This is a genomic window from Enterobacter sp. C4G1 (assembly GCF_052886895.1).
On sequence record NZ_JBQVVV010000001.1, the window covers coordinates 1077246 to 1095214 of the forward strand.

17 protein-coding genes are annotated in these 17969 nt (G+C 52.3%); 15 read left to right on the forward strand and 2 right to left on the reverse strand.

The genetic code is table 11. The features are described 5' to 3' along the window. Positions 1–184: 184 nt before the first annotated feature. Positions 185–2053 carry a low affinity potassium transporter Kup gene (kup, locus tag ACT9TW_RS05160; protein ID WP_182063056.1) on the reverse strand — a complete coding sequence of 623 codons (1869 nt, stop codon included), beginning with the start codon at positions 2051–2053 and terminating at the stop codon, positions 185–187. A 222-nt stretch (positions 2054–2275) separates the two neighbouring features. On the opposite strand from kup, the gene ravA reads away from it, so the two are divergent. Further along, complete coding sequence (gene ravA, locus ACT9TW_RS05165; RefSeq protein WP_446491800.1) at positions 2276–3772, forward strand: ATPase RavA; 1497 nt, start codon at positions 2276–2278, stop codon at positions 3770–3772. Next, a complete protein-coding gene (gene viaA, locus ACT9TW_RS05170; RefSeq protein WP_446491801.1) occupies positions 3766–5217 on the forward strand; it encodes an ATPase RavA stimulator ViaA in 1452 nt (483 codons plus the stop codon). Before ravA ends, viaA begins: the two co-directional genes overlap by 7 nt. Here the strand turns inward: viaA and asnA are convergent, their stop codons facing one another. Next, positions 5218–6210 carry an aspartate--ammonia ligase gene (asnA, locus tag ACT9TW_RS05175; protein WP_446491802.1) on the reverse strand — a complete coding sequence of 331 codons (993 nt, stop codon included), beginning with the start codon at positions 6208–6210 and terminating at the stop codon, positions 5218–5220. Positions 6211–6361: 151 nt separating this feature from the next. Between asnA and asnC the strand changes: the two genes are divergently transcribed. From asnC to ACT9TW_RS05240, 13 genes are all read left to right on the forward strand, one after another. Further along, positions 6362–6820 carry a transcriptional regulator AsnC gene (gene asnC / locus ACT9TW_RS05180; protein WP_003862383.1) on the forward strand — a complete coding sequence of 153 codons (459 nt, stop codon included), beginning with the start codon at positions 6362–6364 and terminating at the stop codon, positions 6818–6820. Between the two features lie 90 nt (positions 6821–6910). Continuing rightward, positions 6911–7360 (forward strand): FMN-binding protein MioC, encoded by a 450-nt coding sequence (gene mioC / locus ACT9TW_RS05185; protein ID WP_182063060.1) that lies wholly within the window; start codon positions 6911–6913, stop codon positions 7358–7360. 374 nt (positions 7361–7734) lie between these two features. Continuing rightward, positions 7735–9624, forward strand: a complete 1890-nt coding sequence (gene mnmG, locus ACT9TW_RS05190; protein WP_182063061.1) for a tRNA uridine-5-carboxymethylaminomethyl(34) synthesis enzyme MnmG — start codon at positions 7735–7737, stop codon at positions 9622–9624. Positions 9625–9737: 113 nt separating this feature from the next. Beyond that, positions 9738–10361 (forward strand): 16S rRNA (guanine(527)-N(7))-methyltransferase RsmG, encoded by a 624-nt coding sequence (rsmG, locus tag ACT9TW_RS05195; protein ID WP_182063062.1) that lies wholly within the window; start codon positions 9738–9740, stop codon positions 10359–10361. A gap of 616 nt (positions 10362–10977) precedes the next feature. After that, on the forward strand, positions 10978–11358 hold the full coding sequence (gene atpI / locus ACT9TW_RS05200; protein WP_008500194.1) for a F0F1 ATP synthase subunit I: 381 nt from the start codon (positions 10978–10980) through the stop codon (positions 11356–11358). A gap of 8 nt (positions 11359–11366) precedes the next feature. Continuing rightward, the gene (gene atpB, locus ACT9TW_RS05205) at positions 11367–12182 is read left to right on the forward strand and encodes a F0F1 ATP synthase subunit A (RefSeq protein WP_129994687.1); all 816 of its coding nucleotides are present in this window, start codon (positions 11367–11369) and stop codon (positions 12180–12182) included. A gap of 49 nt (positions 12183–12231) precedes the next feature. Then, positions 12232–12471: a F0F1 ATP synthase subunit C gene (gene atpE / locus ACT9TW_RS05210; RefSeq protein ID WP_000429386.1), complete on the forward strand. Its 240-nt coding sequence runs from the start codon at positions 12232–12234 to the stop codon at positions 12469–12471. Positions 12472–12519: 48 nt separating this feature from the next. After that, positions 12520–12990 (forward strand): F0F1 ATP synthase subunit B, encoded by a 471-nt coding sequence (atpF, locus tag ACT9TW_RS05215; RefSeq protein ID WP_015961084.1) that lies wholly within the window; start codon positions 12520–12522, stop codon positions 12988–12990. A 14-nt stretch (positions 12991–13004) separates the two neighbouring features. Beyond that, positions 13005–13538, forward strand: a complete 534-nt coding sequence (gene atpH, locus ACT9TW_RS05220; RefSeq protein WP_182063064.1) for a F0F1 ATP synthase subunit delta — start codon at positions 13005–13007, stop codon at positions 13536–13538. Between the two features lie 12 nt (positions 13539–13550). Beyond that, a complete protein-coding gene (atpA, locus tag ACT9TW_RS05225; RefSeq protein WP_014172283.1) occupies positions 13551–15092 on the forward strand; it encodes a F0F1 ATP synthase subunit alpha in 1542 nt (513 codons plus the stop codon). Between the two features lie 50 nt (positions 15093–15142). Next, positions 15143–16006: a F0F1 ATP synthase subunit gamma gene (gene atpG, locus ACT9TW_RS05230; RefSeq protein WP_182063065.1), complete on the forward strand. Its 864-nt coding sequence runs from the start codon at positions 15143–15145 to the stop codon at positions 16004–16006. A gap of 31 nt (positions 16007–16037) precedes the next feature. Further along, positions 16038–17420, forward strand: a complete 1383-nt coding sequence (gene atpD, locus ACT9TW_RS05235) for a F0F1 ATP synthase subunit beta (protein ID WP_014072438.1) — start codon at positions 16038–16040, stop codon at positions 17418–17420. 20 nt (positions 17421–17440) lie between these two features. Then, a complete protein-coding gene (locus ACT9TW_RS05240) occupies positions 17441–17860 on the forward strand; it encodes a F0F1 ATP synthase subunit epsilon (RefSeq protein ID WP_446491803.1) in 420 nt (139 codons plus the stop codon). Positions 17861–17969: the final 109 nt, after the last annotated feature.

Genomic DNA, 17969 nt, shown 5'->3' on the forward strand with positions numbered 1-17969 from the left:
ATACAGTGTAGACCCACTAGTGTTCAGAAAACCATCATGACGTAACAGATTTGTGATCAACGTCGAAACGTTTCGCTAAGTGAAATGTGGAGAGGGAGAATTGCCCGGCGGCGCTTCGCTTGCGCGGGCCTACGGGTAGAGTAGGCCGGGTAAGCGCAGCGCCACCCGGCATTTCAAAGAGGACTTAAATCTCGACCTGTGTCCCAAGCTCAATCACGCGGTTAGGCGGGATCTCAAACTGATCAGGGGCGCGCAGGGCGTTACGTTGCAGGATAAGGTACAGCTTGCCACGCAGACGCAGATACCACGGCCGCTTACCAATAATCAGCGACTCATGCGACATGAAGAACGAGGTCTCCATCATGCGGCAGTTCAGCCCTTCCAGACCGCAGCGGTGGAACACCTCTTCCACGTTAGGCGTTTCGCGCCAGCCGTAGCTCGCCACCACGCGCCAGAAGGTTGGCGACAGTTGCTCAATCTGGACACGACGCACGTTATGAACATATGGCGCATCTTCAGTACGCAGCGTCAGCAGGATCACGCGTTCATGCAGCACTTTGTTGTGCTTGAGGTTATGCATCAGCGCGAACGGGATAACGTTCAATGCGCGCGACATATACACCGCAGTGCCCGGAACGCGAACCGGCGGGGATTTCTCCAGAGAAACAATCATCGCTTCCAGAGAGTTACCGTGCTCATGCATACGACGCAGCAGACGGAAGCGTTCGCTCTTCCACGTTGTCATCACAATAAACATCACCAGACCGAGGGTAAGCGGCAACCAGCCACCGGAGACAATCTTGTCGAGGTTCGCGGAGAACAGCGGCACGTCGATACAAAGGAAGCCCACCAGAATCATCCCCACCAGGAATTTATTCCAGTGCCAGTTCCGGTACGCCACGGTCGTGGAGAGGATCGACGTCAGTACCATGGTACCGGTCACAGCAATACCGTATGCCGCAGCCAGGTTGCTGGAGTGCTCGAAACTCACAATGACAATTACAACCGCAAAGTAGAGCAGCCAGTTAATGAAAGGAATGTAGATCTGGCCCGACTCCATTTCCGAAGTATGGATAATGCGCATTGGCGAGAGATAACCCAGACGCACGGCCTGACGCGTAAGGGAGAACACGCCGGAAATCACCGCCTGAGACGCGATAACGGTCGCCAGGGTGGCGAGGATCAGCATCGGCACCAGCGCCCAGTCGGGTGCCAGCAGGAAGAACGGGTTCTTAATGGCTTCCGGGGTTTTGAGCAACAGCGCGCCCTGGCCGAAGTAGTTCAGCACCAGTGACGGCAGCACCACGGCAAACCATGCCACGCGGATAGGCAATTTGCCGAAATGCCCCATGTCTGCATACAGCGCTTCAACACCAGTAATAGAAAGAACGACCGCACCTAATGCAATAAACGAAACGGTTTTATATTCGAGGAAGAAGTTAACTGCCCAGAGCGGGTTCAGGGCGTGCAGCACTTCTGGGTTCGCAATAATGCTGCGCAACCCCAGCGCCGCCAGGATCAGGAACCAGGCCAGCATAATCGGTGCGAACAGCTTCCCGACAAGCCCAGTGCCATGCTTCTGAATAGCAAACAGCAGCGTCAGAACAATAATGGCCAGCGGGACAACCCACGTATCAAGCTGCGGCGCGATGATTTCCAGCCCCTCTATTGCCGAGAGAACCGAAATCGCCGGGGTGATCACCACCTCGCCATAGAAGAAGCTGCCGCCAATCAACCCAATGATAACTAGCACCGAGGTCATTTTGGCCGACGTGTTACGCCCGGCAAGAGACATCAGCGTCAGGATACCGCCTTCACCTGCGTTATCAGCACGCATAACAAAGGAGAGATATTTAACGGAAACAACCAGGATCAGCAGCCAGAAGATGAGTGACAAAAAACCAAACACAGCGTCACGTTCAACACCAAAACCAAACTGACCGGACAGACATTCACGAAGCGTATAAAGTGGGCTGGTGCCGATATCACCGTAGACAACCCCGATCGCCGCAAGCGTTATTGCGGGTAATGATTGCTTATTATCAGTGCTCATAGACTAGTCTTTTCGTTTGTATAACAAATGTGTGCTTAGTCCCTTGGCCCACAAAAAGCGCACAGTATGCACGATTAATTGCAAAATCGTACCCCTAAATGCAACCGCGTTAATGTATCGCAAAGAAAATAGCGCCGCACTTCAGTCTATTACCAGCCCTGACTGAAACGTCTATACTCGCTTCAATTGGCCGCCACGACGGCGAAAGGATGCAAAACTATTATGGCTCACTCACATTTATTAGCAGAAAGAATTTCCCGCCTCAGCAGCGCGCTGGAAAAAGGCCTTTTCGAGCGTAGCCACGCTATCCGCCTGTGTTTACTGGCGGCGTTGAGCGGTGAAAGTGTATTTTTGCTTGGCCCGCCGGGGATTGCGAAAAGCCTGATTGCCCGCCGGCTGAAATATGCTTTCCAGAATGCCCGTGCCTTTGAATATTTGATGACCCGATTCTCTACCCCTGAAGAGGTTTTTGGTCCGCTTTCCATTCAGGCCTTAAAAGATGAAGGGCGCTATCAGCGTCTGACGGATGGCTATCTCCCGGAAGCGGAGATTGTGTTTCTCGATGAGATCTGGAAAGCCGGCCCGGCCATTCTGAACACCCTGCTTACGGCAATTAACGAACGTCGCTTCCGTAACGGCGCCAGTGAAGAGAAAATCCCGATGCGCCTGCTGGTGGCCGCCTCCAACGAACTTCCGGAAGCCGACAACAGCCTGGAAGCGCTTTACGACCGTATGCTTATCCGTCTGTGGCTGGACAAAGTCCAGGACAAATCGAACTTCCGCTCGATGCTGGTCAGCCAGCAGGATGAGAACGAAAACCCGGTACCCGCTTCCCTTCAGGTCACCGATGAGGAATATCATCAGTGGCAGCAGGAGATCGGCAAAATCAAACTACCGGATGCCGTTTTTGAGCTTATCTTCATGCTGCGCCAGCAGCTCGATTTACTGCCTTCAGCCCCCTATGTTTCCGATCGCCGCTGGAAAAAAGCGATCCGTCTGTTACAGGCCAGCGCCCTGTTCAGCGGGCGCGATGCCGTTGCGCCCATTGACCTGATCCTGCTGAAAGATTGTCTGTGGCATGACGCAGAAGGCATGAACCTGATGCAGCAACAGCTTGAAATATTGATGACCGGGCAGGCCTGGGGACAGCAGTCAATGCTCAACCAGCTTGGCGCCATTGCCCAGCGTCGGATGCAGCTCCAGCAGCAGCAAAGCGATAAAACAGCGCTCAAGGTTAACCGTCTTGGCGGAATGTTTGCCCGTAAACCGCATTACGAGCTGCCGACTGAGCTCACTGCGACGTCCCTCACGCTTCTGCTCCAGCAACCGCTAAAACTCCACGATATGCAGGTGGTGCACATTACCCTTGAGCGCGAGGCGTTATCACAGTGGCTCGATAAGGGCGGTGACATCCGCGGCAAGCTCAACGGTATTGGTTTTGCGCAGCTGCTTAATATAGAAGTGGATACCAGTCAGCATCTGGTGCTTCGCGATGTTAGCCTGCAAGGTTCCCGCCTTGCGTTACCCGGCACGGCGGCAGACAGCGTGCCGGAAGAGATCAAACAGCAGCTGGAAGCGCTGGATACCGAATGGCATCAGCAACATACCCGCTTCAGCGAGCAGCAGAAGTGTCTCTTTATCCATAGCGACTGGCTAGGACGCATTGAAGCCAGCCTTCAGGACGTGGGCGCGCAGATCAAACAGGCGCGTCAATGCTAACGCTGGATACGCTTAACGTCATGCTGGCGGTCAGCGAGGAAGGATTGATCGAAGAGGTCGTCATTACTCTGCTGGCCTCTCCACAGCTGGCGGCCTTCTTTGAAAAATTCCCCAGACTCAAAAAGGCCATGACCGACGATCTCCCGCGCTGGCGGGATAATCTGCGTAAGCGCTTAAAAGAAACGGAAGTCCCGCCTGAACTCACTGAAGAAGTGGCGTGCTATCAGCAGTGCCAGCGGTTATCCACGCCGCAATTCATTGTTCAGCTACCGCAAACCCTGACTCTGCTGGATAAAGTCCACTCTCCGTTTGCCAGCCAGGCCAGAACGCTGGTCACCGATAACGCCACCTTTACTCCGGCACTGCATACCCTGTTTTTACAGCGCTGGCGGCTCAGCATGGTGGTGCAAGCGACAACCCTTAACCAGCAGCTGCTTGATGAAGAGCGTGAACAGCTTCTGAGCGAAGTGCAGGAGCGTATGACGCTCAGCGGCCAGCTAGAGCAGGTGCTGGTGGAAAACGAAAACGCGGCCGGACGCCTGTGGGATATGAGCGCCGGGCAGCTGCGACGCGGTGATTACCAGCTGATCGTGAAATACGGCGACTTTCTGACGCAGCAACCTGAGCTCATGAAGCTCGCAGAGCAGCTGGGCCGTTCGCGGGAGGCGAAATCCGTCCCGAAAAAAGATGCGCCAATGGAAACGTTCCGCACGCTGGTACGTGAACCGGCAACAGTGCCCGAACAGGTTGATGGGTTACAGCAGAGCGATGATATTTTGCGCCTGTTGCCTACTGAGCTGAGCACGCTGGGTATCACCGAGCTGGAGTACGAGTTTTATCGTCGGCTGGTGGAAAAGCAGCTGCTCACTTACCGGCTACATGGCGAATCCTGGCACGAAAAAATCAGCCAGCGTCCGGTGGTGCATCAGGATTTTGATGAGCAGCCGCGCGGGCCTTTTATAGTGTGCGTGGATACCTCCGGTTCAATGGGCGGTTTTAATGAGCAATGCGCGAAGGCCTTTTGCCTGGCGCTAATGCGCGTGGCCCTGGCCGACCGACGTCGCTGCTTTATTATGCTGTTTTCCAGTGAGGTGGTGGGTTACGAACTGACGGGGCAGCAAGGCATTGAGCAGGCCATCCGTTTCTTAAGCCAGCGCTTTCGCGGCGGTACCGATATGGCAAGCTGCTTTCGCGCCATTATCGAACGTATGCAGGGTGGCGACTGGTATGATGCCGATGCGGTGGTGATCTCTGACTTTATTGCCCAGCGGCTGCCGGATGATGTGGTAAATAAAGTGAAGGTGTTACAGCGCGAACATCAGCATCGTTTTCATGCTGTGGCGATGTCCGTTAATGGCAAACCCGGCATCATGCGCATCTTCGATCATATCTGGCGCTTTGATACCGGGTTACGTAGCCGCCTGCTCAGACGCTGGCGACGCTAATTAAAGAAGGGAACCGACGCTTTCACGAACCTGCTGCGGCCAAACTCCACATTGCACCTGGCCAATATGCGACAGTTGCAGCAGGAGCATAGTCAAGCGGGATTGCCCAATGCCACCCCCAATGGTCTGCGGCATCTCACCACGTAACAACGCCTGGTGCCACTCCAGCTGGAGACGATCTTCATCATCCGTAACGGTAAGCTGGCGTTTCAGCGCAGCAGCATCAACACGGATCCCCATTGAAGAAAGCTCAAATGCATCTTCAAGAACCGGGTTCCAGACCAGAATGTCACCGTTCAGACCGGCAAATTCACTCTCGCCAGCCGTGCTCCAGTCATCGTAATCAGGCGCACGAACGTCATGACGCTTACCATCAGACAGCTTGCCGCCGATACCCATCAGGAATACAGCACCCAGTTCTTTTGCAATTGCGCGTTCACGGCCTTTAGCATCCAGATCCGGGAAGCGGCTCAGCAACTCCTGGCTGTGAACAAAGTGGATCGTTTCCGGCAGGAACGGTGCCAGACCAAACTCTTTGCTCACTGCGGCTTCAGTCGCTTTGATCCCGGCGTAGATCGCCTCAACGGTGGATTTCAGCGTGCCGATATGACGCTCGCCATCACCCATTACGCGCTCCCAGTCCCACTGGTCAACATAGACAGAGTGAATAGCGGAAAGGCGGTCTTCATCAGGGCGAAGGGCTTTCATGTGCGTGTAGAGCCCTTCGCCGGCGCTGAAGTCGTGTTGTCCCAGCGTTTGACGCTTCCATTTCGCCAGTGAATGAACCACTTCGAACTGGGCATCTGGCAGTGTTTTCACTTTCACCTGAACCGCTTTTTCGCAACCAGACAAGTTATCCTGTGTCCCGTCTCCTACGCGGCTTAAGATTGGAGCCTGAACTTCAACCAGGCCGAGCTTATCTTCCAGCTGACGGGAAAAGTGGGATTTAACGAAGCTGATCTGGCGTTGTTTTGCGATGTAAGCGGTTTTCATTATTTATACTCCTGCGTCCTGTTGATATTGATTAAGCAACAAAAATGGCACTCAATTCAATAATCCAACAACAAAAAGCCACCTTCACTTTTGATTCGTTAAAATATGACGCTAGAATAGAGTGATTCACTAATCTTCATAAGAAAAACCTATGGAAAATTATCAGATCGACAATCTGGACCGCGGCATCCTGGAAGCGTTAATGGCCAATGCACGTACCGCCTATGCAGAACTGGCAAAACAGTTTGGCGTCAGCCCCGGAACCATTCACGTGCGTGTAGAGAAGATGAAGCAGGCAGGGATCATTACCGGTGCACGTATCGATGTCAGTCCAAAACAGCTGGGTTACGACGTCTGCTGTTTTATTGGCATCATCCTTAAGAGCGCCAAAGATTATCCCTCTGCGCTGGAAAAGCTGAATGCACTCGATGAAGTCACCGAGGCGTACTACACCACCGGGCACTACAGCATCTTTATCAAAGTGATGTGCCGATCCATCGATGCGCTCCAGCAGGTACTTATCAACAAGATCCAAACAATCGATGAAATTCAGTCCACCGAGACACTGATCTCCCTGCAAAACCCGATCATGCGGACTATCCGCCCATGATCGGGCAAATTCATTCCCACATTTTCCACAGGTAGATCCCAGCTCGTTCACAGCGTACAATGGCCGCCTCTTAATATGAGCGAGCGATCAATGGCGGACATTACTCTTATCAGTGGCAGCACCCTGGGCGGCGCGGAATACGTTGCAGAACATCTGGCCGAAAAGCTGGAAGATGCCGGTTTTTCCACCGAAACCCTGCACGGGCCGTTACTGGAAGATCTTCCGACTGCCGGGATCTGGCTACTGATCACTTCTACGCACGGTGCGGGCGATATCCCGGACAACCTGCAACCTTTATATGACGAACTGCTGGAGCAACAACCCGACCTGTCAGCCGTACGTTTCGGTGCAGTCGGTATCGGCAGCCGTGAATATGACACCTTCTGTGGTGCAGTAGAGAAAATAGAAGCCGCAGTGAAGTCATCTGGAGCCAAACAGCTCGGTGAAACACTCAAGATCAACATCCTCGAACACGATATTCCAGAGGATCCAGCAGAGATTTGGCTGGAAGAATGGAAAAATTTACTCAAAAACGATTAAAGATCGCGCGAACAGATGTGGATAACTCTGGTTAAAAGCTCGTATTAAGCGGTAGTTATCCAAAGAATAACTCGCGTCCCGTTTTTGGCCTGTGTATAAAGTCGCGATCTGATCCCAGCTTATACGGTCCAGGATCACCGATCATTCACAGCAAACGATCCTTTCTAACTGCATGATCTTCTTTGCGAGATCGGACTTACCCACAGGGAGAGGCGATCCTAATAAGAGATCACAATAGAACAGATCTCTAAATAAAAAGATCTTCTTTTTAATAGCCCAGGATCCCAATGCTTTCTCGAAAGACTAAAGTTGAGTAGAATCCACGGCCCGGGCTTCAATCCATTTTCATACCGCTTTACGCGAGGCAGACCACCATGTTTTATCAGGATCCTTTTGACGTCATCATCATTGGCGGGGGTCATGCAGGCACTGAGGCCGCAATGGCCGCAGCGCGTATGGGTCAGCAGACCCTGCTTTTGACACACAATATCGACACGCTTGGACAGATGTCCTGTAATCCGGCGATTGGCGGCATTGGGAAAGGACACCTGGTAAAAGAAGTGGATGCACTTGGCGGCCTGATGGCGAAAGCGATCGATCAGGCAGGCATCCAGTTTAGGATACTAAACGCGAGTAAAGGCCCGGCTGTCCGTGCGACCCGAGCCCAGGCAGACCGCGTGCTTTACCGCCAGGCAGTGCGTACCGCACTGGAGAACCAACCGAATTTGATGATCTTCCAGCAAGCGGTGGAAGATCTTATCGTTGAGAACGATCGCGTTGTCGGCGCGGTGACCCAGATGGGCCTCAAATTCCGTGCTAAAGCGGTAGTGCTGACCGTCGGGACATTCCTGGATGGCAAAATCCATATCGGTCTGGATAACTACAGCGGTGGCCGTGCTGGCGATCCGCCGTCCATTCCGCTTTCTCGTCGTTTGCGTGAGCTGCCGCTGCGCGTCAGCCGCCTGAAAACCGGTACGCCGCCGCGTATCGATGCTCGAACCATTGATTTCAGCGTGCTGGCGCAACAGCATGGTGACAACCCAATGCCGGTGTTCTCGTTCATGGGCAATGCGGCTCAGCATCCGCAGCAGGTTCCTTGCTACATCACGCACACCAACGAAAAAACCCATGACGTGATCCGTAATAATCTCGATCGTAGCCCAATGTATGCTGGCGTGATCGAAGGGATCGGCCCACGCTACTGCCCGTCGATCGAAGACAAAGTGATGCGCTTTGCCGATCGTAACCAGCACCAGATCTTCCTCGAGCCGGAAGGACTGACGTCTAACGAAATTTATCCGAACGGTATTTCCACCAGCCTGCCGTTTGATGTGCAGATGCAAATTGTTCGCTCAATGCAGGGCATGGAGAACGCTAAAATTGTTCGTCCAGGCTACGCTATTGAATACGATTTCTTCGATCCGCGTGACCTGAAGCCAACCCTGGAGAGCAAGTTCATCCATGGGCTGTTCTTCGCTGGTCAGATCAACGGCACAACAGGTTACGAAGAAGCTGCCGCACAGGGCCTGCTTGCGGGTCTTAACGCCGCGCGCTTCTCTGCCGAGAAAGAGGGCTGGGCTCCGGGTCGTTCCCAGGCTTACCTGGGCGTGCTGGTCGATGATCTTTGCACCCTGGGCACCAAAGAACCGTACCGTATGTTTACGTCCCGCGCGGAATATCGCCTGATGCTGCGCGAAGACAACGCCGATCTGCGTCTGACCGAAATGGGTCGTGAGCTGGGTCTGGTGGATGACGAACGCTGGGCGCGTTTCAACGAGAAGCTGGAACGCATCGAACAGGAACGTCAGCGCCTGAAAACAACGTGGGTGAATCCACAGGCAGAAACTGCTGCCGAAGTGAACGCTCACTTGACTGCGCCGCTCTCGCGCGAAGCCAGCGGTGAAGATTTACTGCGTCGCCCGGAAGTGACCTATGAGAACCTGGTCAAACTGACCGCGTTCGCGCCGGGTCTTGAAGACGTTGAAGCGGCAGAGCAGGTCGAAATCCAGGTGAAGTACGAAGGCTACATCGCGCGTCAGCAGGATGAGATCGAAAAACAGCAACGTAACGAAAACACGTTGCTGCCGGAAATGCTGGACTATCGTCAGGTGACAGGTCTTTCCAATGAAGTGATCGCCAAACTGAACGATCACAAGCCTGTGTCGATCGGCCAGGCATCACGTATCTCCGGCGTCACGCCTGCCGCGATTTCGATTCTGCTGGTGTGGTTGAAAAAACAAGGTATGTTGCGCCGCAGCGCGTAGTTCCTTGAACATTGCTTTTTGGCGGGTGGCGCTTCGCTTACCTGCCCTACTTATTCGTAGGCCCGGTAAGCGACAGCGCCACCGGGCGAAAAATCTCTAAACAGGTATTCACCGTGCTCAATAAACTCTCTCGTCTGCTGGATGAAGCAGGTATTTCGCTCACCGATCACCAGAAAAATCAGCTGGTGGCCTATGTCGATATGCTGAACAAATGGAACAAAGCGTACAACCTGACTTCCGTACGCGATCCCAACGAGATGCTCGTTCGCCATATCCTCGATAGCATCGTGGTTGCCCCGCATCTGCAAGGTGAGCGCTTTATCGACGTCGGGACGGGTCCGGGCCTGCCTGGCGTGCCGTTGTCGATTGTTCGTCCTGAGTGCCATTTCACGCTGCTGGACAGCCTGGGAAAACGCGTACGTTTCTTACGCCAGGTGCAGCATGAATTGCAGCTTGATAACATCACACCCGTACAGAGCAGGGTAGAGGAGTTCCCGGCGGAACCACCGTTTGACGGTGTTATCAGCCGTGCATTTGCATCACTCAACGACATGGTGAGCTGGTGCAAGCATTTGCCTGCACAAAATGGCCGTTTTTATGCGCTGAAAGGGCAGTTGCCTGGTGAGGAGATTGAACAACTTCCTGTTGGTTTTTCAGTCGAATCTATTGAGAAATTAAACATTCCTCAACTCGAAGGCGAACGCCATCTGGTGATAATTAAGCCAAACAATTTTTAAATAATTAATAAAAAATGTGGAATTTGTGCTGTTCTTATAGTGTTAAAAAACAGCACAACTAAAGAGATTTTGCTGAAGTTAATTTAACCTTGTTGTTACCATGGATTTTCTTTGGGTTAACGTTATTCGCATGGTTACCCTGGAGAATAGTCAACAACGAAAATATCAGCCTGCTAAAAGTGAAAAGTCGCAATAAGGTGGGAATGTTAAATATTTATTAAGAATGTCAATGAAAGGTTTTTGTTGTATACAGGGCTGTTTTGAAAATAGTTACGACAATTTATCTTTAATATCATAAAGATGAAATAAACCGATTTACGTCTTTGATAAATACAACCTTATCGTAAATGTGTATTTTGTGATCTCGTGCACGCTTTATCGTCAACGTTTTCGCGCGGTTTGCAGTTTTGTTGGAAGGCCTGCGGTTTCACGAAAAGTTAAAAAATAGCGGTGGGGAAAAATATTTAAACATTTATTCACCTTTTCGCTACTTAATGTTTGAAATCACGGGGGCGCACCGTATAATTTGTCCGCTTTTTGATGCTTGACTCTGAGCCTTAAAGGACGTTTTATACGACACGCGACATACCTCAAAGGGAGCAGGAGTAAAAACGTGATGTCTGTGTCGCTCTTGAGTAGAAACGTTGCTCGTAAGCTTCTGTTCATTCAGTTTCTGGCTGTGATAGCAAGTGGACTGCTGTTTAGCCTCAAAGACCCCTTCTGGGGCATCTCCGCCGTGTGCGGGGGTTTGGCGGTGGTTCTGCCAAACGTGTTGTTTATGATTTTTGCCTGGCGTCATCAGGCGCATACACCTGCCAAAGGCCGCGTGGCCTGGTCCTTCGCCCTCGGCGAAGTGTGTAAGGTGTTGTTAACCTTTGCTCTACTGGTGATGGCGCTGGCGGTTTTGAAAGTGGTATTCATGCCGCTGATAGCTACGTGGGTTTTGGTGCTGGTGGTACAAGTTCTGGCTCCAGCTGTAATCAACAACAAAGGGTAAAAGGCATCATGGCTTCAGAAAATATGACGCCGCAGGATTACATAGGTCACCATCTGAATAACCTTCAGTTGGACCTGCGTACATTCTCGCTGGTCGATCCGCATAACCCCCCGGCCACCTTCTGGACGATCAACATCGACTCCATGTTCTTCTCGGTGGTTTTGGGTCTTCTGTTCCTGGCCATGTTCCGCGGTGTTGCTAAAAGAGCGACCAGCGGTGTTCCAGGGAAATTCCAGACGTTCATCGAAATGATCATCGGCTTTGTCCATGGCAGCGTGAAAGACATGTACCATGGCAAGAGCAAGCTGATTGCTCCGCTGGCCCTGACTGTGTTCGTTTGGGTCTTCCTGATGAACCTGATGGACCTGCTGCCTATCGATTTTATTCCGTGGATCGGCGAGCACGTCCTCGGTCTGCCTGCACTGCGCGTGGTTCCGTCCGCAGACGTGAACATCACTCTGTCGATGGCGCTCGGTGTATTCATCCTGATTCTTTTCTACAGCATCAAAATGAAAGGCGTAAGCGGCTTTGTGAAAGAGCTTACCTTGCAGCCGTTCAACCACTGGGCGTTTATTCCGGTCAACCTGATCCTGGAAGGCGTTAGCCTGCTGTCCAAACCTGTTTCACTGGGTCTGCGACTGTTCGGCAACATGTATGCGGGTGAGCTGATTTTCATTCTGATCGCGGGTCTTCTGCCGTGGTGGTCACAGTGGATTCTTAATGTGCCATGGGCCATTTTCCACATCCTGATCATTACGCTGCAAGCCTTTATCTTCATGGTTCTGACGATTGTCTATCTGTCGATGGCATCTGAAGAGCACTGATTCTTTACCAACACTACTACGTTTTAATTGAAACAAACTGGAGACTGTCATGGAAAACCTGAATATGGATCTGCTGTACATGGCTGCCGCTGTGATGATGGGTCTGGCGGCTATCGGTGCTGCGATCGGTATCGGCATCCTCGGGGGCAAATTCCTGGAAGGCGCAGCGCGTCAACCGGATCTGATTCCTCTGCTGCGTACTCAGTTCTTTATCGTTATGGGTCTGGTGGATGCTATCCCAATGATCGCTGTAGGTCTGGGTCTGTACGTGATGTTTGCTGTCGCGTAGTAGTAGTTTTAAAACCCTAAGCCACAGAAATTAAAGAGGTATTGTGCTGTGAACATGAACGCAACAATCCTCGGCCAGGCCATCGCGTTTATTCTCTTTGTCTGGTTCTGCATGAAGTATGTATGGCCGCCATTAATGGCTGCCATCGAAAAACGTCAGAAAGAAATTGCTGACGGTCTGGCTTCCGCAGAACGCGCTAAGAAAGATTTGGACCTTGCACAGGCCAACGCGACAGACCAGCTGAAAAAAGCGAAAGCTGAAGCTCAGGTAATCATTGAACAGGCTAACAAACGCCGTTCTCAGATCCTGGACGAAGCAAAAGCTGAAGCAGAACAGGAACGTACTAAGATCGTGGCACAAGCTCAGGCTGAAATTGATGCTGAGCGTAAACGTGCTCGTGAAGAACTGCGTAAGCAGGTTGCGATTCTGGCTGTTGCTGGCGCCGAGAAGATCATCGAACGTTCCGTGGATGAAGCTGCTAACAGCGACATCGTGGACAAACTTGTCGCTGAACTGTAAGGAGGGAGGGGCTGATGTCTGAATTTGTTACGGTAGCTCGCCCCTACGCCAAAGCAGCTTTTGACTTTGCTGTCGAACACCAAAATGTCGATCGCTGGCAGAACATGCTGGCGTTTGCCGCTGAGGTGACGAAAAACGAACAAATGGCTGAGTTGCTTTCCGGTGCGTTAGCGCCAGAAACCCTCGCCGCGTCGTTTATCGCCGTGTGCGGGGAGCAACTGGATGCCAACGGCCAGAACCTGATTAAGGTTATGGCTGAGAACGGTCGTCTGCGTGTGCTCCCTGATGTTCTTGAGCAGTTCGAGCACTTACGTGCCCTTAGTGAAGCTACTGCTGAAGTCGAAGTGACTTCAGCAACTGAACTGAGTACCGAACAGCTTTCGAAGATCACTGCTGCGATGGAAAAACGTCTGTCACGCAAAGTTAAGCTGAATTGCAAAATCGATAAGTCTGTAATGGCAGGCGTAATCATCCGTTCGGGTGATATGGTCATTGATGGCAGCGTACGCGGCCGTCTTGAGCGCCTTGCAGACGTCTTGCAGTCTTAAGGGGACTGGAGCATGCAACTGAATTCCACCGAAATCAGCGAACTGATCAAGCAGCGCATTGCTCAGTTCAGTGTTGTGAGTGAAGCTCACAACGAAGGTACTATTGTTTCTGTAAGTGACGGTGTTATCCGCATTCACGGCCTGGCCGATTGTATGCAGGGTGAAATGATTTCCCTGCCGGGTAACCGTTACGCTATCGCACTGAACCTGGAGCGCGACTCCGTAGGTGCAGTTGTGATGGGTCCATACGCTGACCTCGCCGAAGGCATGAAGGTTAAGTGTACGGGTCGTATTCTGGAAGTTCCGGTTGGCCGTGGCCTGCTGGGTCGTGTTGTTAACACCCTGGGTGCGCCAATCGACGGTAAAGGTCCGGTTGAGCACGATGGCTTCTCTCCAATCGAAGTTATCGCACCAGGCGTTATCGACCGTCAGTCCGTTGATCAACCAGTACAGACTGGTTATAAATCCGTTGATGCCATGATCCCAATCGGTCGTGGTCAGCGTGAACTGATCATCGGTGACCGTCAGACCGGTAAAACCGCAATGGCTATCGATGCCATCATCAACCAGCGCGACTCTGGCATTAAATGTGTGTACGTGGCCATCGGCCAGAAAGCGTCCACCATTTCCAACGTTGTTCGCAAACTGGAAGAGCATGGTGCGCTGTCTAACACCATCGTTGTGGTTGCAACCGCTTCTGAATCTGCTGCACTGCAATACCTGGCACCATATGCTGGTTGCGCGATGGGCGAATACTTCCGTGACCGCGGTGAAGATGCACTGATCGTATACGATGACCTGTCTAAACAGGCTGTTGCTTATCGTCAGGTTTCTCTGCTGCTCCGTCGTCCACCTGGACGTGAAGCATTCCCTGGCGACGTATTCTACCTCCACTCTCGTCTGCTGGAGCGTGCTTCCCGCGTTAACGCGGAATACGTCGAGAACTTCACCAAAGGTGAAGTGAAAGGTAAAACTGGTTCACTGACCGCTCTGCCGATCATTGAAACCCAGGCGGGTGACGTTTCTGCGTTCGTTCCGACCAACGTAATTTCCATTACCGATGGTCAGATCTTCCTGGAAACCAACCTGTTTAACTCCGGTATTCGTCCGGCAGTTAACCCGGGTATCTCCGTATCTCGTGTTGGTGGTGCAGCTCAGACCAAGATCATCAAGAAACTGTCCGGTGGTATCCGTACCGCTCTGGCACAGTATCGTGAACTGGCAGCGTTCTCTCAGTTCGCGTCCGATCTGGATGAAGCTACCCGTAAACAGCTGAGCCACGGTCAGAAAGTGACCGAGCTGCTGAAACAGAAACAGTATGCCCCTATGTCTGTTGCACAACAGGGCCTGGTGCTGTTCGCGGCTGAACGCGGTTACCTCGAAGATGTGGAACTGGCGAAAATCGGTAGCTTCGAAGCCGCTCTGTTGGCTTACGTTGACCGTGATCACGCTCCGCTGATGCAAGAGATCAACCAGTCCGGTGGCTATAACGACGAAATCGAAGGCAAGCTGAAAGCTATCCTCGATTCCTTCAAAGCAACCCAGTCCTGGTAACGTCCGGCGGCTTGTCTTAGGACAGGCCGCAAGGCATTGAGGAGAAGCTCATGGCCGGCGCAAAAGAGATACGTAGTAAGATCGCAAGCGTCCAGAACACGCAAAAGATCACTAAAGCGATGGAGATGGTCGCCGCTTCCAAAATGCGTAAATCGCAGGATCGCATGGCGGCCAGCCGTCCTTATGCAGAAACCATGCGCAAAGTGATTGGTCACCTTGCAAACGGTAATCTGGAATATAAGCACCCTTACCTGGAAGAACGCGAAGTTAAACGCGTGGGCTACCTGGTGGTGTCGACCGACCGTGGTCTGTGTGGCGGCTTGAACATTAACCTGTTCAAAAAACTGCTGGCGGATATGAAAGCATGGTCCGAAAAAGGCGTTCAGAGCGATATCGCGATGATCGGCTCCAAGGGCGTGTCTTTCTTTAACTCCGTTGGTGGCAATATTGTCGCTCAGGTGACCGGTATGGGTGATAACCCATCCCTGTCCGAACTGATCGGCCCGGTTAAAGTGATGTTGCAGGCCTATGATGAAGGCCGTCTGGACAGACTGTACGTTGTCAGCAACAAATTTATTAACACCATGTCTCAGGTTCCTACTCTCACTCAGATGTTGCCTTTACCGGCATCAGAAGATGACGATATGAAGCGTAAAACCTGGGATTACCTGTATGAACCCGATCCGAAACCGCTGTTGGATACTCTGCTGCGTCGTTATGTCGAATCTCAGGTTTATCAGGGCGTTGTAGAAAACCTGGCCAGCGAGCAAGCCGCACGTATGGTGGCGATGAAAGCCGCGACCGATAATGGCGGCAGCCTGATTAAAGAGCTGCAGTTGGTTTACAACAAAGCTCGTCAGGCCAGCATTACTCAGGAACTCACCGAGATTGTCTCGGGGGCCGCCGCGGTTTAACCAGGTTTACGAATTACGTAGAGGATTCAAGATGGCTACTGGAAAGATTGTCCAGGTAATCGGCGCCGTGGTGGACGTCGAGTTCCCTCAGGACGCCGTACCGCGCGTGTACGATGCGCTTGAGGTACAGAATGGTAACGAGAGCTTGGTGCTGGAAGTTCAGCAGCAGCTCGGCGGCGGTATCGTGCGTACCATCGCCATGGGTTCTTCCGACGGTCTGCGTCGTGGTCTGGAAGTTAAAGACCTTGAGCACCCGATCGAAGTTCCTGTAGGTAAAGCAACACTGGGTCGTATCATGAACGTATTGGGTCACCCAATCGACATGAAAGGCGACATCGGTGAAGAAGAGCGTTGGGCTATCCACCGTGCAGCACCTTCCTACGAAGAGCTGTCCAGCTCTCAGGAACTGCTGGAAACCGGTATCAAAGTTATCGACCTGATGTGTCCGTTTGCGAAGGGCGGTAAAGTTGGTCTGTTCGGTGGTGCGGGTGTTGGTAAAACCGTAAACATGATGGAGCTGATCCGTAACATCGCGATCGAACACTCCGGTTACTCCGTGTTTGCAGGTGTTGGTGAGCGTACTCGTGAGGGTAACGACTTCTACCACGAAATGACTGACTCCAACGTTCTGGACAAAGTATCCCTGGTTTACGGTCAGATGAACGAGCCACCAGGAAACCGTCTGCGCGTTGCGCTGACTGGCCTGACTATGGCTGAGAAATTCCGTGACGAAGGCCGTGACGTTCTGCTGTTCGTTGATAACATCTACCGTTATACCCTGGCCGGTACTGAAGTATCAGCACTGCTGGGTCGTATGCCTTCAGCGGTAGGTTATCAGCCAACTCTGGCAGAAGAGATGGGTGTTCTTCAGGAACGTATCACCTCTACCAAAACCGGTTCTATCACCTCCGTTCAGGCGGTATACGTACCTGCGGATGACTTGACTGACCCATCTCCAGCAACCACCTTTGCGCACCTTGATGCAACCGTGGTACTGAGCCGTCAGATCGCGTCTCTGGGTATCTACCCAGCCGTTGACCCGCTGGACTCCACCAGCCGTCAGCTGGATCCACTGGTTGTTGGTCAGGAACACTACGACACCGCGCGTGGCGTACAGTCCCTGCTGCAACGTTACCAGGAACTGAAAGACATCATCGCCATCCTGGGTATGGATGAACTGTCTGAAGAAGACAAACTGGTGGTAGCACGCGCTCGTAAGATCCAGCGCTTCCTGTCCCAGCCGTTCTTCGTTGCGGAAGTATTCACCGGTTCTCCGGGTAAATACGTTTCCCTGAAAGACACCATCCGTGGCTTTAAAGGCATCATGGAAGGCGAATACGATCACCTGCCAGAGCAGGCGTTCTACATGGTTGGTTCCATCGACGAAGCCGTGGAAAAAGCCAAAAAACTTTAACGCCTTAATCGGAGGGTGATATGGCAATGACTTACCACCTGGACGTCGTCAGCGCAGAGGAACAAATGTTCTCTGGTCTGGTCGAGAAAATCCAGGTAACGGGTAGTGAAGGCGAACTGGGTATCTTCCCAGGTCACGCACCGCTGCTCACCGCCATTAAGCCTGGTATGATCCGCATCGTTAAACAGTTCGGTCATGAAGAGTTTATCTATCTGTCCGGCGGCATTCTCGAAGTGCAGCCTGGCAGTGTGACCGTTCTGGCCGATACCGCTATCCGTGGCCAGGATCTCGACGAAGCGCGAGCCCTGGAATCGAAGCGTAAGGCTGAAGAGCACATTAGCAGCTCTCATGGTGACGTGGATTACGCTCAGGCGTCTGCGGAGCTGGCCAAAGCGATCGCGAAACTGCGCGTTATCGAGTTGACCAAAAAAGCGATGTAACACCGGCTTGAAAAGCACAAAAGCCAGTCTGGTTTCAGACTGGCTTTTTTTATGGTTTCGTTTCAGGAAAAGTGAAACTGAAAAGCTGTTTTATTATTTTGTGATTTAC

What these genes read in the sequence shown, in the direction of transcription:
- kup (WP_182063056.1), bottom strand. Translation starts at nt 2,053, where the DNA reads ATGAGCACTGATAATAAGCAATCATTACCCGCAATAACGCTTGCGGCG.
- ravA (WP_446491800.1), top strand. Translation starts at nt 2,276, where the DNA reads ATGGCTCACTCACATTTATTAGCAGAAAGAATTTCCCGCCTCAGCAGC.
- viaA (WP_446491801.1), top strand. Translation starts at nt 3,766, where the DNA reads ATGCTAACGCTGGATACGCTTAACGTCATGCTGGCGGTCAGCGAGGAA.
- asnA (WP_446491802.1), bottom strand. Translation starts at nt 6,210, where the DNA reads ATGAAAACCGCTTACATCGCAAAACAACGCCAGATCAGCTTCGTTAAA.
- asnC (WP_003862383.1), top strand. Translation starts at nt 6,362, where the DNA reads ATGGAAAATTATCAGATCGACAATCTGGACCGCGGCATCCTGGAAGCG.
- mioC (WP_182063060.1), top strand. Translation starts at nt 6,911, where the DNA reads ATGGCGGACATTACTCTTATCAGTGGCAGCACCCTGGGCGGCGCGGAA.
- mnmG (WP_182063061.1), top strand. Translation starts at nt 7,735, where the DNA reads ATGTTTTATCAGGATCCTTTTGACGTCATCATCATTGGCGGGGGTCAT.
- atpI (WP_008500194.1), top strand. Translation starts at nt 10,978, where the DNA reads ATGTCTGTGTCGCTCTTGAGTAGAAACGTTGCTCGTAAGCTTCTGTTC.
- atpB (WP_129994687.1), top strand. Translation starts at nt 11,367, where the DNA reads ATGGCTTCAGAAAATATGACGCCGCAGGATTACATAGGTCACCATCTG.
- atpE (WP_000429386.1), top strand. Translation starts at nt 12,232, where the DNA reads ATGGAAAACCTGAATATGGATCTGCTGTACATGGCTGCCGCTGTGATG.
- atpH (WP_182063064.1), top strand. Translation starts at nt 13,005, where the DNA reads ATGTCTGAATTTGTTACGGTAGCTCGCCCCTACGCCAAAGCAGCTTTT.
- atpA (WP_014172283.1), top strand. Translation starts at nt 13,551, where the DNA reads ATGCAACTGAATTCCACCGAAATCAGCGAACTGATCAAGCAGCGCATT.
- atpG (WP_182063065.1), top strand. Translation starts at nt 15,143, where the DNA reads ATGGCCGGCGCAAAAGAGATACGTAGTAAGATCGCAAGCGTCCAGAAC.
- atpD (WP_014072438.1), top strand. Translation starts at nt 16,038, where the DNA reads ATGGCTACTGGAAAGATTGTCCAGGTAATCGGCGCCGTGGTGGACGTC.
- ACT9TW_RS05240 (WP_446491803.1), top strand. Translation starts at nt 17,441, where the DNA reads ATGGCAATGACTTACCACCTGGACGTCGTCAGCGCAGAGGAACAAATG.